Annotated in this window: 12 protein-coding genes; 9 read left to right on the top strand and 3 right to left on the bottom strand. The window is 59.2% G+C overall.

From position 1 onward, the window contains the following. Nucleotides 1-15: 15 nt before the first annotated feature. Nucleotides 16-594: a hypothetical protein gene (locus M2368_RS10215; RefSeq protein ID WP_388023338.1), complete on the top strand. Its 579-nt coding sequence runs from the start codon at nucleotides 16-18 to the stop codon at nucleotides 592-594. Between the two features lie 809 nt (nucleotides 595-1,403). On the opposite strand, the gene M2368_RS10210 is transcribed toward M2368_RS10215, so the two are convergent. Next, nucleotides 1,404-3,263 (bottom strand): CocE/NonD family hydrolase, encoded by a 1,860-nt coding sequence (locus tag M2368_RS10210; protein ID WP_498724413.1) that lies wholly within the window; start codon nucleotides 3,261-3,263, stop codon nucleotides 1,404-1,406. A gap of 156 nt (nucleotides 3,264-3,419) precedes the next feature. Between M2368_RS10210 and M2368_RS10205 the strand changes: the two genes are divergently transcribed. Beyond that, complete coding sequence (locus tag M2368_RS10205; RefSeq protein ID WP_332499233.1) at nucleotides 3,420-4,508, top strand: ArsR/SmtB family transcription factor; 1,089 nt, start codon at nucleotides 3,420-3,422, stop codon at nucleotides 4,506-4,508. 169 nt (nucleotides 4,509-4,677) lie between these two features. Continuing rightward, complete coding sequence (locus tag M2368_RS10200; protein ID WP_426733469.1) at nucleotides 4,678-6,228, top strand: AbgT family transporter; 1,551 nt, start codon at nucleotides 4,678-4,680, stop codon at nucleotides 6,226-6,228. A gap of 141 nt (nucleotides 6,229-6,369) precedes the next feature. On the opposite strand, the gene purB is transcribed toward M2368_RS10200, so the two are convergent. Continuing rightward, nucleotides 6,370-7,779: an adenylosuccinate lyase gene (gene purB / locus M2368_RS10195; protein ID WP_332489310.1), complete on the bottom strand. Its 1,410-nt coding sequence runs from the start codon at nucleotides 7,777-7,779 to the stop codon at nucleotides 6,370-6,372. Between purB and M2368_RS10190 the strand changes: the two genes are divergently transcribed. Both M2368_RS10190 and M2368_RS10185 read left to right on the top strand, forming a co-directional pair. Then, nucleotides 7,760-8,191 carry a hypothetical protein gene (locus M2368_RS10190; protein WP_332489309.1) on the top strand — a complete coding sequence of 144 codons (432 nt, stop codon included), beginning with the start codon at nucleotides 7,760-7,762 and terminating at the stop codon, nucleotides 8,189-8,191. The genes purB and M2368_RS10190 overlap by 20 nt on opposite strands. 2 nt (nucleotides 8,192-8,193) lie before the next feature. Next, the gene (locus M2368_RS10185; protein ID WP_426733471.1) at nucleotides 8,194-9,543 is read left to right on the top strand and encodes a hypothetical protein; all 1,350 of its coding nucleotides are present in this window, start codon (nucleotides 8,194-8,196) and stop codon (nucleotides 9,541-9,543) included. A 182-nt stretch (nucleotides 9,544-9,725) separates the two neighbouring features. Here M2368_RS10185 and M2368_RS10180 read toward each other — a convergent pair whose 3' ends face one another. Beyond that, entirely contained in the window at nucleotides 9,726-10,112 is a 387-nt protein-coding gene (locus M2368_RS10180) for a phage holin family protein (RefSeq protein WP_105656214.1), read from the bottom strand. An 82-nt stretch (nucleotides 10,113-10,194) separates the two neighbouring features. Here M2368_RS10180 and M2368_RS10175 point away from each other — a divergent pair, with 82 nt between their 5' ends. From M2368_RS10175 to M2368_RS10160, 4 genes are all read left to right on the top strand, one after another. Then, entirely contained in the window at nucleotides 10,195-11,304 is a 1,110-nt protein-coding gene (locus M2368_RS10175; RefSeq protein WP_332489307.1) for a histidinol-phosphate transaminase, read from the top strand. A 127-nt stretch (nucleotides 11,305-11,431) separates the two neighbouring features. Then, on the top strand, nucleotides 11,432-12,574 hold the full coding sequence (gene pdhA / locus M2368_RS10170; RefSeq protein WP_105656216.1) for a pyruvate dehydrogenase (acetyl-transferring) E1 component subunit alpha: 1,143 nt from the start codon (nucleotides 11,432-11,434) through the stop codon (nucleotides 12,572-12,574). Next, nucleotides 12,575-13,552: an alpha-ketoacid dehydrogenase subunit beta gene (locus tag M2368_RS10165; RefSeq protein WP_133834092.1), complete on the top strand. Its 978-nt coding sequence runs from the start codon at nucleotides 12,575-12,577 to the stop codon at nucleotides 13,550-13,552. 20 nt (nucleotides 13,553-13,572) lie between these two features. Then, the gene (locus M2368_RS10160) at nucleotides 13,573-14,988 is read left to right on the top strand and encodes a dihydrolipoamide acetyltransferase family protein (protein ID WP_332731564.1); all 1,416 of its coding nucleotides are present in this window, start codon (nucleotides 13,573-13,575) and stop codon (nucleotides 14,986-14,988) included. The last annotated feature ends 28 nt before the right edge of the window (nucleotides 14,989-15,016 follow it).

The raw sequence follows: 15,016 nt of genomic DNA, 5'->3' as shown, positions 1-15,016 counted from the left end.
GAGCACAATGAATTCGTGGCGTCCTCGCTGTATTTCTATCCGCGGATTGACAAGGGCTTCAGCCTGTTGGCTATTGGAATGATCCTCTTATTGATGGGCATCTACCTGATTGCCAACGACTTGCCGGAAACCTCAAGCTATCTTGCTCAAATTGTCCTTCAGGGTATCCCCACCGTAGTGGGCTCCATACTGCTGATCTTCGGCGCCGTCGCACTTGCCAGCGCAGTGAAGGGTGCCGGTAGAAAAGCGGCCGATGCCATCGATCTGAAGGTCAAGGCCAGTGGCCTAACAGTTCGCGGTGGGCACAAGATCGCTTGGGCTTCGATTGCTTCGGTCATGGGCGTCGAGCACGTCAACAATGCGAAGGTCCAAGTCCTATGGGATCGAGCGGACCTGAACCGGACATTAGAGATTTATTTGCACGAACCCGTGGAGGGTCAACCAGGAAAATTCAGGGAAGGAAAGCCCTATATTCAGGTGTCCCTCCGCCATTATCCTGCCGTAGAGTATCGCGCCCTTTACGAAAAGATAATAGACCAATTCGAGAATCGTGGCATCCCTCTCGCATTCGAGGCTAAACCTACTCAGTTCTGATTCAAGCGGCTACGCCAAATGACGTGCAAGAGGCGCCGCCTCCCCGAGAATTCATGCGGGGTGGCGGCGCCTCTATTCGTGTACGCCCAGTGTGGGCATTTGCTACAGGGAAAATGCCCAAGGGAAGAGGGCGTTCAACTCCTATCTGAAGGCAACTGCGTCTCAGCTAGGGGGTGGGGAGGAAGCCAGAGGCAGAACTGTGCGCTGAGGAATATGAATCTCATGAGCGGCATGCGTACCGGGGGGGTAATCCAGCAAGCGGTTGTGGAGCCAGTTCCTCCAGATTTGTTCCATTATCAACCGGCGGGGATGTGCATTAGCCGGAAGTTCCCTGGTCTTGACGACTGGGTGAGGCGACAGTCGCGTCAGATTCCTTGGATGGTGTGAAAGCGTCCCCGGACCCAGATGGCGGACCTTCGCCGTTTGGTGTTGCGAAGGACGAAAATAAACAGTCGGAAACGTTCGCTCGAGTACTGGCGTAATTCGATTTTCCGTTGTTCCTCGTGAATTGCCAACTGGGTATTGGGAGGGTTTGGGCATGGTGTTCTTTAGTCGTGCTCGGGATCGTATTCAGTGACGTGGCGAAGCGCCGGATGCTGGCCCGCATGCCCGGTGGTGCGAGAGGCGGGGCCAGGTACCCCGCCCGCTCGACGGCTTGCGGCCCATTGCTCTCCAAGCGCAGGCACGGACAACGTGCACAGGATGTGGCAGGCCATGGAACTTTCCTGGTGCATCTGGGCGCGATGCATTGAACTTCACCCGCCAGCACGATCCAGACCCCACTTGCGACGCAGCTGAGTTGTATGTTTTCAGGCGTTTGGCAGGATATGAAGCGACAGCGAAGTCGGGTGCTCAGTCGAGAAATGAACAGTATTTTCAGCGATGAGCTTTTGATTATCGCGGGCTGCGGAACCTCCAGTATTCGGATTGATGTCGAACCGGGGGAAATTGCTTGACGAGACGTCCAACCGAATACGGTGGCCAGCGGCGAACAGGTTTGCTGTCGACGGCGCAGCGACCGTTACCCGGTAGACCTGTCCTTGCTGCATCAACTCCGGATCTTTGTACGAATCCCGGTAACGCACCCGCATGATTCCCTCGGTAAGATTCATGGCGAATCCGTTCGGAAAATCTGCGCTAGGCGGGTACTCATCGATCAGCTTGATGGTCAAGTCGGTATCAGGTGCAGATGACGACAGGTATATTTCGGCAGTGACGGCGCCCGCGATACTCACGGCAGTGTCGAGCACAGCCGATCGGAATACTAAGACATCGGCACGATCGGCCAGGCTGACGCGGACAGAGTCGCGCGCTCCTGCCGGTGCCACCTGGTCGTATGCTCCGCCTCGCATGAGCGGTTCGCCGCTGGTTACTTGGCCGCCCACGGTCGGTGCAGGATCACGGGGATCGAAAATCAGCGTTGAATGGGCCTGGCCCGAGAACGGGTCCGCTCGCATGTCACCGCCCGGGTGCAAGTACATGGTTGTCCTCGCCGAAGTCTCTGGCGGCCAGGTCGCTGCGTGCTTCCACTGTCCACCGTGCAACAGGCGGCCTTCGTCAGTTGCCGTCCCAGGACCGCCTCCCATCATGAAGTACGTGACCTTGTGGCGCGGAGTTGCATTCCTAGCCCGGCCGAGCACCTCATCCATCCAGTCGGCCCGGAAGTGCAGGTAAGACGGTGCGAGGTTACCGTCGAAGTAGCCCCCGGTTCCGAAATCCACGTCTCCGGCATAATTCTGGCACCGCTTGCCATGCGTCCAAGGGCCCAGGAGCAGATACGCTGGACTGCTTTTCAGGGAAGATAGCTGCTGGAAGTTCTCAATGGCTGAGGAAATATATGGATCGTACCAGCTGGAGATATGGAAGGACGGCACGTCGGGAAAGCGATCATAATACCCGCGAGCATAGATTGCCGGGTGGCTCCAGTACTCCCCGAATGACTCGCGGGACCACTGGTCAAGCAGGTAGCTTTCGTAACTGGGAGCCAGGCTCAGGGGGGACTTGCCAGGGCTCCAAGGGGTCTGTTCAAACCATTCAGCCAAATCCACCTTGGCCAGGCCCGCGGCGATCTCGGGGCTGCTGGCGGCCTCTGGACTTCTGGCCGCGTGGCGGAACGCCCAGGTAGCCTGTTTCAGTTCGAAGGCACCGCCCATCCTCATGCCCACTTCGTAGGCTGAAGAGAAGCCGCCAGAGTCCATGAACATGCCTGCAAGCGATTCGGGAGACAACGCCGCTACTGCCGTCTGCGCGTGGGCAGAATAGGAAACGCCATTCATGAGCACACGCCCATCGCACCATGGCTGGTTGCGTATCCAAGCGATGGTATCGAAACCATCGCGTCCCTCATTGAAGTACTTTACGAATTCGCCGCCTGAACGACCTCTGCCACGGCAATCCTGTCGGACTACAACGTAGCCCCGGCTAATGAAGAATTCGGCAATCTCTTCCGGCATGGGAACGGGGTTATGGCGAACAGACTGGTCGGAATCCCTTCTGGCTCGCTTACCGTAGGGTGTGCGTTCCAGAATCACGGGGAGCGGCCCTTCATGTTGGCTGTTCCGGTAAACATCCGTGGCCAGATGGACGCCATCGCTTAGAGCCACCATGTACTCCTGGATTTCCACGGCAACTTCTGGAATTGGTGTCATATCACCAGTTCGGATCGACAAGGCTCACTCTTTTCGCGTTCAATGCCGATCAAAATTGCGGGCTTGACCGGCGGCTAATTATCTACAATCGAAGATATCCGTCGTCGAGGTAGTCCATGAGACAATTGGCGCAAGTTAGCCAAATGTTTGTTGTGTACAGGGTCTGGGGAGGGAAAAATGGCTATTGCCTTGCAGTTTTCGGGCTTCAACCCCAGTGACCTCAAAGTGGCGAGTTCACCGCTGGCTGAGTTGATGGCCCTGCTGCATGTATGGGCCGAGCCCGATCACCACCTTGAATTCTCCGATGCTGTCCAGGCCCTCGCCAGCGGCGCGGATGAACCCCTGATCAGCGAATTCCAAGCGCTTTCACCGTTGTGGGCACGATTCAGGGCTCGATTCTTTTTCCCGCTGAGTTTGCAGCCCGGTTCCCTGTTCGATCGCGAGCTAGCCGCTTTGGCAGCAATGCCGGTGAGTGCCTTCGCTGGAATGGCAGCTGAGGCGCTGAGGGGGTTCAGCCAAGTGCAAACTATAGCCATCGATGTGCTCAGTGATAGCCAGGCCCAGCAGGAATTTCTGGATTCCTGTCGGTCACGCTCTGCGAGCCGCTTTGAACTGGCGGAACAATTGGTTAATGATCCGCAAAAATTCAGGAGCCGGATTATTCGGTTCTGCATCGAATGCTGGAACTCTTTCTTCGCGGCGGAGTGGGAGAACTTATACCAGGAGGCAAGTGGTTCCGCCGCTCAACTGACAATGAAGTTTAAGCGCTCTGAGCCGACCTCTGTGATTGCAGAAGTAGGCGCCACAGCGAAAGCTTTCCCTGGCGTTGCTGAGGTGCGTTTCGATAAACTCCAGCAACGCAGCGTGCCCCTGGCGCACAGGGAACTTCTGATGATCCCGTCGAAATGGATTGGGAATCATCTTACGGTCAAGGATCACCCCGGCTACCCGGTAGTTGTCCACTTCCCTATGCAACGGGACAGGGATCCTATTCTCAAGATCACGCAGGTCCGCGAGCGGCTCCGAGCGTTGAGCGCCGATTCCCGGATGGAATTGTTCCGCCATATTTCGGCTGAACCAATGACGACGTCGGAACTTGCCTCGCGCATGGGACAACCCGCGGCGCAGATCTCCCGGTCCTTGCGGGTTCTGCGGGAGGCTGACCTCGTTGTTTCGGAGCGCAAGGGGAAACTTGTGTATCACCGGATTGACACCAAGACGGTCCTCAGCCTTGGACCGGATCTCTTGTCCACACTGACTCGGTGACCGGCGGCCGGGCAAAATGCCATGGCCAAAGGGCGGCTAACGATTGTCTGAAATTGGTTAATCATCCTCATATAGCTCAACATCTGTAATAGAAATCACTAGTGGGCGATCCGCCCCATCGTTACCGAGCGCAATGGGAGCTTGGCACGGACCCGCTACTGGAGGAACCATGACTATCACTGAGTCCATAACCCGAAAAGAGCCGCTGGGAATCAGATTCCTGGCGCGACTCGAACGCGCGGGCAACGCCCTGCCGCATCCGTTTTGGCTGTTTTGGATCCTGTTCGCGGTTCTGGCTGTAGCCAGCTGGATACTTTCCCGTACAGGGGTCGAAGTTGTTGACCCAGCGACGGGCGACACGGTGGGGGTCAATAGTGCGTTGTCGGTAGGTGCCATACGGGATCTGCTAACTGGCGCGGAAGAATCGTTCGTCACCTTCGGTCCGCTGGGCACAGTGCTGATCGTGATGCTAGGTGTCGCTGTTGCCGACAGGTCCGGACTCTTCGAAGTGATGGCACGACGTGCATTGAGTAACGTGTCGCCGCGGTACGTCGTCTTCGCCGTGGCATTAGGCGGTGCCTTATCCAAGTTCCTCTCGGACTCCGCTTATGTAGTACTGATTCCCTTGGGTGCGGTGGCTTTTAAAGCGGTGGGCCGCTCGCCGATGCTTGGCATGATCGTCGCGTTCGTATCGATTAATGCAGCCGGCGATGCCAATCCGTTGATTGCACCCGGCGACGTGGTATTCGCCAAAGTGGCAACGGAAGCCGCACAAATCATCGACCCGGCAACTACTGTTCGTGCGACGGATAATATGTACTTCACCACGGTTTCGGCCTTGGTCTTGGCGGTCACGGTCACCGTGGTTACGGAGCTGATTCTGAAACGGCGGGAAGGGACGCTTATCGTCGAAGCTACCGAGGTGCCGCCAGGCGACAGCCGGGCAGTAGGACTCCGCCTCACAGATGTGGCCGAGCGTCGTGGCCTTCGCACCACTGGTGTGGTGGCATTGGTTTTCGTGGCCGTGCTGGCTGTGGCAGTAGCGATTCCAGCGTCACCGCTGCGAGGCGAGAACGGCGAGTTCCTTGAGTCGCCATTCTTGAACGGAATAGCATTCTTCCTGTCCTTGTTCTTCCTGGCCATCGGGACAGCTTTTGCCAAGAGCTCTGGTCAGCTGGCGTCCAATGCGGACATTCCCCAGTTCATGGCCGACGGAATACGTGCCATCGCGCCATTGATTGTCCTGTTCTTCGCGGTGTCGCAATTCCTGGCCCTGTTCAAGTACACGAAAATCAGCACCGTGGTCGCAGTAATGGGCTCCGATACGATCAAGGGGCTGGGGATCAACACGGTCGGGCTGTTCCTGATCGTCGTGTTGGGCGTTGCGACCTTGAACCTGCTGATTACTTCAGGGCAAGCGTTGTGGGCACTGGTGGCACCGGTAATCGTCCCCATGATGATGCTATTGGGCACCAATCCGGCGACGACCATGGCGCTTTATCGGATTGCGGATTCCTGCACCAATTCCATTACTCCGATGAGTACCAGTTTCGTGCTCTGCGTTGGGTATCTGCAGACCTTGAACAAGAAGGCCGGCATAGGAACATTGATCTCCTTTACCTTGCCTTGCGCCGTGATCATGTTCGTGGTTTGGCTGGCACTTTTCTTGGCATGGTGGGCGCTGGGCATCCCGTTGGGCCCGGGTGCCCCCGTTCGCTAATACAGGGGCATGGAATTGCAGCGCTGAGAAGCAAATTCGAATTGAAGCTGCTACGGATGCCCAGTATTAAAAAGTTCCGCCCCGGATCGCTCCGGGGCGGAACTCGTTTAAGCCGTCGTTCGGGAAGCTTGCGCCACCGGATTACTTCTTCAAGTGGTCAACCAGCTGCGAAGCGATGCCATTGTAGCTGCCCGGGGTCAGCGACTGCAGGCGGGTTTCGGCTTCAGCCGACAGGCCCAGTTCGCCAACGAATTCCTTCAGGCGGGCCGCATCCACGCGGTGGCCGCGGGTCAGGTCCTTCAGGCGCTCGTACGGGTTATCCATGCCTTCGACACCGGCGATAGCCTCGGCGCGCATGACCATCTGGATGGCCTCTGCAAGGACCTCCCAGTTGTGGTCCAAGTCGTCAGCCAGCACGGCTTCGGCGACAGACAGTCGATCCAAGCCCTTGGCAACGTTCGAGATCGCCAAAACCGAGTGGCCGATAGCGGTACCGATGTTGCGCTGCGAAGAGGAGTCGGTCAGGTCGCGCTGCCAGCGGCTGGTGACCAGGGTGGAACCCAGGGTGTTCAGCAGGCCGTTGGAGATCTCCAGGTTAGCTTCAGCGTTCTCGAAGCGGATCGGGTTGACCTTGTGCGGCATGGTCGAGGATCCGGTGGCGCCGGCCACTGGGATCTGCGCGAAGTAGCCGATGGAGATGTAGCTCCAGACATCGGTGCACAGGTTGTGCAGAATGCTGTTGAAGCGTGCAATGTCTGCGTAGACCTCTGCCTGCCAGTCGTGGGATTCGATCTGGGTGGTCAGCGGGTTCCAGGTCAGGCCCAGGTGCTCAACGAAACCCTTGGAGATCTGCTGCCAGTCAGCGGTAGGGACCGAAGCGTAGTGGGCAGCATAGGTGCCGGTAGCGCCGTTGATCTTGCCCAGGTACTCGGTCTTCTCGACGCGGTCCAGCTGGCGGGTCAGGCGCCACGCCAGAACTGCCAGTTCCTTGCCCAAGGTAGTTGGGGTGGCTGGCTGGCCGTGGGTGCGCGAGAGCATCGGCACGTCGCGGGAGTCCTCGGCCATCTTGGCCAGCTGTGCCACCAGGTCGCGGGCTGCCGGCAGCCATACCTGCTGCACGCCACCCTGGACGCCCAGAGCGTAGGACAGATTGTTGATGTCTTCAGAGGTGCAACCGAAATGCACCAGCGGCTTGAGGTTGCCAATGCCGATCGCTTCCAGGCGGTTAGCGATGTAGTACTCGACAGCCTTCACATCGTGAACGGTGACAGCTTCGATCTCTGCCAGTTCCTTCACGGAATCAGCGTTGAAATCGGTGACGATCTTGCGCAGTGCTGCCTTCTGTTCCGCAGAAAGCGGGGAGGTGCCTGGAAGAACGGAGTTATCGGTCAAGTGGATCAGCCATTCAACTTCAACGTGAACGCGATCGCGGTTCAAAGCCGCTTCGGAAAGGTAGTCGACCAGCGGTGCCACGGCGCTGCGGTAGCGTCCGTCGAGGGCAGTCAAAGCCAGTGGTTCATTAGCAAGGGAAGTGCGCGCAATCTCAGCCATACTCATATTCTTCCATCCTCGGCGCTACATCACATCTTTTACTTCACTGCTGTTTCCACAACCGGTCGCCAAACGTGCTGGTGCCCCATTGTTGCTGTCCATGATGGTGGACAAATTCTCAAGGATGCGGAGCAAGGAAATGATGTTTCAAGCGACGCTGCTGACGGTGGCAAGTCAGCTCGATGACGCCCAGAAAACCACTAAGTTTGCCATCGCACAGTTGGGTTCAATCCGGGCATTGACTTGGAATTCAAAGGCTGGCAAGGCGTTTCTAGACAATGTTGAGGAGCTGAGCCAGCGACTGGAAATGCTCAATGGCGAGCTGGACAACGCTGAAGAGTACTTGGGGGTTGCCATGCGTGAGATCCAAAACCTCGAAGCGCAAATCATGAACCAGAGAATGGCCTCGTAGCCATGGGATATGAAGTCAATTACAACGAGCCGGATTACGCCCAGGCAGGGGAAATCTGCCAGCGGGTTGCTCGCGACATCAATGGCATATCCGACGCTTTACTCAGGGCCGCGCAGGCTGCGTACAGTTGCCAGGGGGACCTGAATCTGCAGTGCATGGCGGCAGGCATTGAAGCCAGGGGCTATGGCATCGGGCATCTAGGCGATTTGATCAGAGACAGCTATCAGCAGGCCAGGGAAGGCGAAATCACAGCGTTCGAACTTACCGGAAAGGTCTCTGCGGCCATGCGGAATTATGAGGTTGCCGAAGCCGCAGTTGAACGGATGATGCTCGTAAGCACCAGCGCAGTACTGGTCGGGGACTTCATATCCAAGACCCGCGATAACGGCTGGCGTCCGCCGAGGGAAAGCATGGAGACCTTTTTGCGCTTGCTGATGTCCTACATCCCGCACTGGCCCTTGGCGCCGAATATGACCTTGACCGAGCAAATCGAAGGTACCGCCAAGTCGCTGTCGCGGATTATGCGGCTGCTGGGGTCAAACCGGAATACCGAAATAGAGCTCGCAGGGCAAGATCCAGCTCAGACGGTTGAACTGGATGGCAAGATGAGAAGCTATTTCCAGCTGCACGAAAAGCTGGAGGGCGAAGGCACGGAGAACAACGGAAAGATCATGATCGTCGAAGCTGACGATGATACTTATATCGCGCTCTTTCCGGGGACGCAGGATGACGCCGAAGTTCCTTCGCCTTTTGGCCCGGAAGGCATCGCTGACGGCTTCGGGGTGGAATCCGAGAATTTTGTGGAACCGCTCGATGAAGCATTAAGGCTCAGCGGAGCGAAAGAGGGCGATGAAGTGATCCTCTCCGGCTACTCGCAAGGAGGCATTCACGTAGCCCAGCTGACGAAGAACAAGTTCTTGAAGCGCAAGTACAAGCTGAACAAGGTGCTGACCCTTGGTTCTCCCATCGGCACTATTGATCTGCCAGAGGATATCCGCAGCCTATCCGTAGAAGACCGAAAAGATATGGTGCCCGGCACCGATGGCGGACCCAATCCCCGCAAGGGCGAGCATTACACCACCACTTTCCCAGGTCCGCGCGAGCACATGCAGGACATCTTGCCCGAAGATGGGCTCTTTGGCCCGTCGCATCATCTCAAGAATTACGGTGACCACCTCCTGGAACTCGATGAGGACCCGAAACTGGAAATCAGAGAGCATCTGAAGCAGTTCTACCTTCCCGAATCCCCGCTGAAAATCCGCATGTTCAAGCTGGAGCGCAAGCAAAAAGAACGTCCGCCCTTGAAGGAAGAAGACAAGGAGCGGCTCAAGCACATGGCACCACGCCACTAAAGCGCTCAAGAACTGCAACCAGCCGGCCGGATCAGCATCACCGGGTATCACCGTGCTGATGAATGGTGCTGTGGATCAGGGCAGAAGATGGGACGCTGATCGGGGGCGGCGAATCGGATATTAACGAAAGAGGACGGCACCTGTCGGATGCCGTCCTCTTCTTGTACTGCGTCGAATACCGCTTACTCGTTCTCGCTCTTGACGAACAATCCGAGGACCGCAGAGACGATGGAGATGATAATCGTACCGGCGATGGCATCCCACCAGAACTGCTCGATGACCAGTTCAATCGGGGTGAAGGTCGTCAGCCATGAAGTCAGCAGGAGCATCAGGGCGTTAATCACGATAGTGAACAAGCCCAAGGTGAGGCAGGTGATTGGCAAGGAGAACAGCTTGACGATCGGACGGACCAAGGCGTTGACCAATCCGAAGATTGCGCCAACCGCCAAATAGGCGATGACCGTGCTTACTGCACCTTCGCCGGCCGCGACGATCTTGAGGCCGGGCACAATCCAGACGGCGGCGGCGAGGGCAAGCGCATTGACGATGACTCGAATCAGAAAGCTCATGCCTTAACTTTGGCATAGAAATCTGGGATTAGGATGAACCGGAGATATCGCTAAACCCTTAGTGAGGGCTAGGCTTTGAGGTATGACTGAGAACCCGGTGACCCAAGATCAGGTGCAGCCACGCTCTGTAGTTGCACGTTTGCCCAAATACGCTGCGGGCAAGCCGCCTGCCCCTATTGAAGGCGCGAGAGCTTACAAGCTGTCATCGAATGAAATTCCCTTCGGTCCCTTGGACGCTGTGCATCGGGCGGTCGTGGAGCAGTCCAGCCTGAATCGCTACCCTGATCCGCTATCGACCAAGCTGCGCGAAGCACTTTCCGAGTACTTGGACGTTCCTGCGGAAGACATCGTGACCGGGGCCGGTTCCCTTGGCGCGTTGGTGCAGATCCTGAACGCTTTCGCGGGCCAGAACGAAGACGGCATCCAGGATGAAGTCATCTATGCGTGGCGTTCCTTCGAGGCCTACCCAATCCTCGTGCAGACTGCCGGTGCGCTGCCCGTTGAAATCCCGTTGCTGGAAGACGGGCGCCACGATCTGGAATCCATGATCGCAGCGGTGAACGAGAATACTTCAGTCATCTTGCTGTGCACACCGAATAACCCCACCGGTCCGGTACTCAGCCAGGCCGAAGTCGATGACTTCCTGGCACGGGTTCCGAAGAACGTGCTGGTTGTCCTGGATGAGGCCTACACCGAGTTCGTCCGCGACGAGAAATCGGTGGATGGCATCCATACCTACAACGAGAACGAAAATGTGGTTCTCCTGCGCACTTTCTCGAAGGCTCACGGCCTGGCGAATCTCAGGGTGGGCTACTCGGTGGCTCACCCGGAGATCACCGATAACATCCGCGTAGTGGCCACCCCGTTTGCCGTCTCCAGCGTGGCCGAGGATGCCGCGGTCGCTTCGCTGGCCCACATCGACCAGGTGCTTGAGCGCGTTGAGGGCTTGGTCATGGAACGCGAACGAGTTGCCTCGGCCCTGTCCGGGCAGGGCTGGAAGATTCCTTCCACCCAGGCGAACTTCGTCTGGCTTCCGCTGGGCGAAAATACCGATGAGTTCGTCGAGCGGGCAAACGCCGTGGCGCTGTCGGTGCGCGGCTTCTCGAACGAAGGAGTGCGCGTCTCCATCGGCGAAGTTGAAGCAAACGATCGTTTTATTGAACTGTGCAAGGAATCACTAGACCTGGCATAGGGGCAACTGGTGCTGATTTCTCGCGTTTTAGCGGTCAGTGCCTATAGGCTTAGAAATTAGACAAGCCGTATATGTCCCATGCGGAATGTATTCCGTGTGGGGCATATTTATGACCGAAGGATGATAAATGACGCGTGCTGCGACCGAGGCGACGGAGCCGGATCTGATTCAGATCCTGACTCCGGACGGCCAGCGTCAGTCCCATGGAACGTACGATGCGTATCTGGGTGACGTTGATGATGACATGCTTCGCGGCTTCTACCGCGACATGGCATTGACCCGTCGATTCGACCAAGAGGCCACAGCATTGCAGCGCCAGGGCCAGTTGTGCCTCTGGGTTCCGCTGCGCGGGCAGGAAGCGGCGCAGATCGGTTCCGGCCGTGCCACCCGCCGAAGCGACTACATCTTCCCCACCTACCGCGAGCACGGTGTGGCACTGACCCGCGATGTCTCCTTCTCCGAAATGCTGCGCCTGTTCCGCGGCATCTCCGGAGGCGGCTGGGATCCCCGGGAAAACAACTTCCACATGTACACCATGGTGCTTGCCGCGCAGATGCCGCATGCCGCCGGTTATGCAATGGCTTTGAACATGGAACAGCGCGGCTGGGATGAAGCCCGTCGCGCCAAGGAAGGCAACGCCGTAGTCGCCTACTTCGGCGATGGCTCCTCCACCGAGGGCGAAACCCATGAGTCCATGGTCTTCGCCAGCTCCTTCAACGCACCGGTGGTCTACTTCTGCCAGAACAACCAGTGGGCGATCTCCGTTCCTTTCGAGGTCCAGTCCAAGGTGCCGCTGGTCAACCGCGCCGCAGGTTACGGCATGCCGGGAGTGCGCGTGGATGGCAACGACGTGCTGGCCGTTCTGGCGGTCACCCGCTGGGCGCTGGAACACGCACGCAGCGGCAAGGGCCCGGTCCTCATCGAGGCCGTCACCTACCGCCTCGGCGCGCATACCACCGCCGATGATCCAACCAAATACCGCATGAGCGAAGAAGAGGCCCAGTGGGCCCCGAAGGACCCGCTGATCCGCCTGGAAACCTACCTGCGCGAGAACAACCTGGTTGACGACGCCTACTTCGAGCAGCTGGCCGCCGACGCTGATGCGATGGCTGCCAAGGTCCGCGAAGACGCCATGGCCTTCCCTGTCCCGCCGCTGGCCAAGTCCTTCGAGCAGGTCTACGCCGAAGCGCATCCACTGATCCAGGAAGAACTGGCCTGGCATCTGGAATACGAAGCAGGATTCGCCGATGCGGCTGAGGGAGAGCACTAAATGACCACCACAATGACCCTGGCCAAGGCCATTACCAGCGGCCTGGACAAGGTGCTGGAGTCCAATGGCAAGTCCCTGCTGATGGGCGAGGACATCGGGCGCCTCGGTGGCGTCTACCGCATCACCGACGGGCTGATCGACAAGTATGGCGAGCACCGCGTCATCGACTCGCCGCTGGGCGAGGCCGGCATCGTCGGCACCGCCGTGGGCATGGCCCTGCGCGGTTTCAGCCCGCTGGTGGAAATCCAGTTCGACGGCTTCGTCTTCCCGGCTTTCAGCCAGATCACCACCCAGCTGGCCAAGATGCACGCCCGCTCCGAGGGGCGTCTGACCACGCCTGTAGTCATCCGCATCCCTTACGGCGGCGGCATCGGCTCCATCGAGCACCACTCCGAATCCCCGGAGGCGCTGTTCGCCCACACCGCGGGCCTGCGCATCATCACCCCGTCCAACGCGCATGACGCCTACTGGATGATCCAGCAGGCAGCCAGCTGCCAGGACCCGGTGATCTTCTTCGAGCCCAAGCGCCGCTACTGGCTCAAGGGCGAGGTCGATACCGAAACCCCGGCGCTGGATGCCTTCAAGGCGCAGGTGGTCCGCCCGGGCACCGACGCGACCATCGTCGCCTACGGCCCGCTGGTGCCGATCGCCCTGGCTGCCGCTGATGCCGCGCTGGAAGATGGCCGGTCCATCGAGGTCATCGACCTGCGCTCGCTGTCGCCGATCGATTTCGACACCATTACCGAATCGGTGCAGAAGACCGGCCGGCTGATTGTCACCCACGAAGCGCCGACCTTCGGCGGCCTGGGCGGCGAAATCGCGGCCCGCATCACCGAGCGCGCCTTCCTCTCTCTGGAAGCCCCAGTGCTGCGCGTGGGCGGATTCCACATGCCTTACCCGATTTCCAAGGTGGAGTCCCAGTACCTGCCGGACATCGACAAGTTGCTTGAAGCCCTCGACCGGTCTTTCGCTTACTAAGCGGAATCCAAGGAGTAGTAATGACAGTCTTTAATCTCCCCGATGTGGGCGAAGGCCTGACCGAAGCGGATATCGCCTCCTGGAAGGTCAAGGTGGGCGACACCGTTGAGGTCAACCAGATTTTCGTGGAAATCGAAACCGCGAAGTCGCTGGTCGAGCTGCCCTGCCCCTTCGCCGGGGTGGTCACCGCATTGCACGCGGCCGAGGGCGATACCGTACTCGTGGACAACCCGCTGATCACCATCGATGAAGAAGGCAACGCGGCACCTCCAACCGGCGTGCCCGAAGCAGCCGAAGCCCTGAGCACCGCCGCACCGCAGGCCTCGGAGGAACCCGGCCCGCTGGTCGGATCGGGCCCCACCGCTGATGCCTCGGTGCGCCGGGCACGCACCACCCGCCCCGCTCCTTCGACGGCCGGTGCGCGAACCGCAGCGGTGCGCGCCTCCGGCTCCGCCTTGGCCGAGACCATCTCGCGCCGCGCGCAGTCCCTGGGTACCGCGGTGACCCGCGAAGTCGACCGCCGCAAGCCTGCGGTGGCGAGCTTCGTGGACCGCGTGCTGGCCAAGCCGCCGGTACGCCGGCTGGCCAAGGAGCTGGGCATCGACATCAACGACGTGGTGGGCACCGGCAACCAGGGCGAGATCACCCGCGAAGACGTCAATAGCTACCAGGCCCAGCGCGAAGCCGAGCATGCAGCGGCGCCAACCTATTGGGCCCACGGCCAGCTGGCCGATGCCCGCGTGGAACGCACCCCGGTGCGCGGCGTGCGCAAAGCCACCGCCAAGGCCATGGTCGACTCGGCCTTCACCGCACCGCATGTCTCGATCTTCGTGGATGTGGATGCCAGCCGAACCATGGAATACGTGCAGCGCCTGAAGAAGTCCCGCGACTTCGAGGGCATCAAGGTCTCGCCGCTGCTGGTGCTGGCCCGTGCCGTGATCTGGGCGGCGGCCCGCAACCCTTCGGTGAACGCCAGCTGGGTGGAAACCGCAAACGGCGCCGAGATCCACCAGAAGCGCTTCATGAACCTGGGCATCGCCGCAGCCACCCCGCGTGGCCTGCTGGTGCCGAATATCAAGGACGCCCAGAACCTGAACATGAAGGAACTGGCCATCGCCCTGAATGATCTGGCCACCACCGCTCGTGCCGGCAAGACCCGTCCAGAGGACATGCGCGACGGCTCGCTGAGCATCACCAACATCGGTGCGCTGGGAATCGACACGGGTACCCCGATCATCAACCCGGGCGAAGTAGCCATCGTTGCATTCGGCACGATCCGCCAGAAGCCATGGGTCATCGACGGCGAAGTGGTCCCGCGCTGGATCACCACCCTGGGCGGCTCCTTCGACCACCGCGTGGTGGATGGCGACCTCTCGGCCCGCTTCATGGCCGACGTGGCGTCGATCCTTCAGGAACCGGCGATGCTGCTGGACTAAGGGCTCCCGGACCAGCGAGGCAGCCCAC

It is taken from the genome of Arthrobacter sp. JUb119, from assembly GCF_024807995.1.
In the GTDB taxonomy this organism is placed as follows: Bacteria; Actinomycetota; Actinomycetes; order Actinomycetales; family Micrococcaceae; genus Glutamicibacter.
Note: the sequence above shows the minus strand (reverse complement) of the source record. Positions and strands in the feature narration are given on the sequence as shown.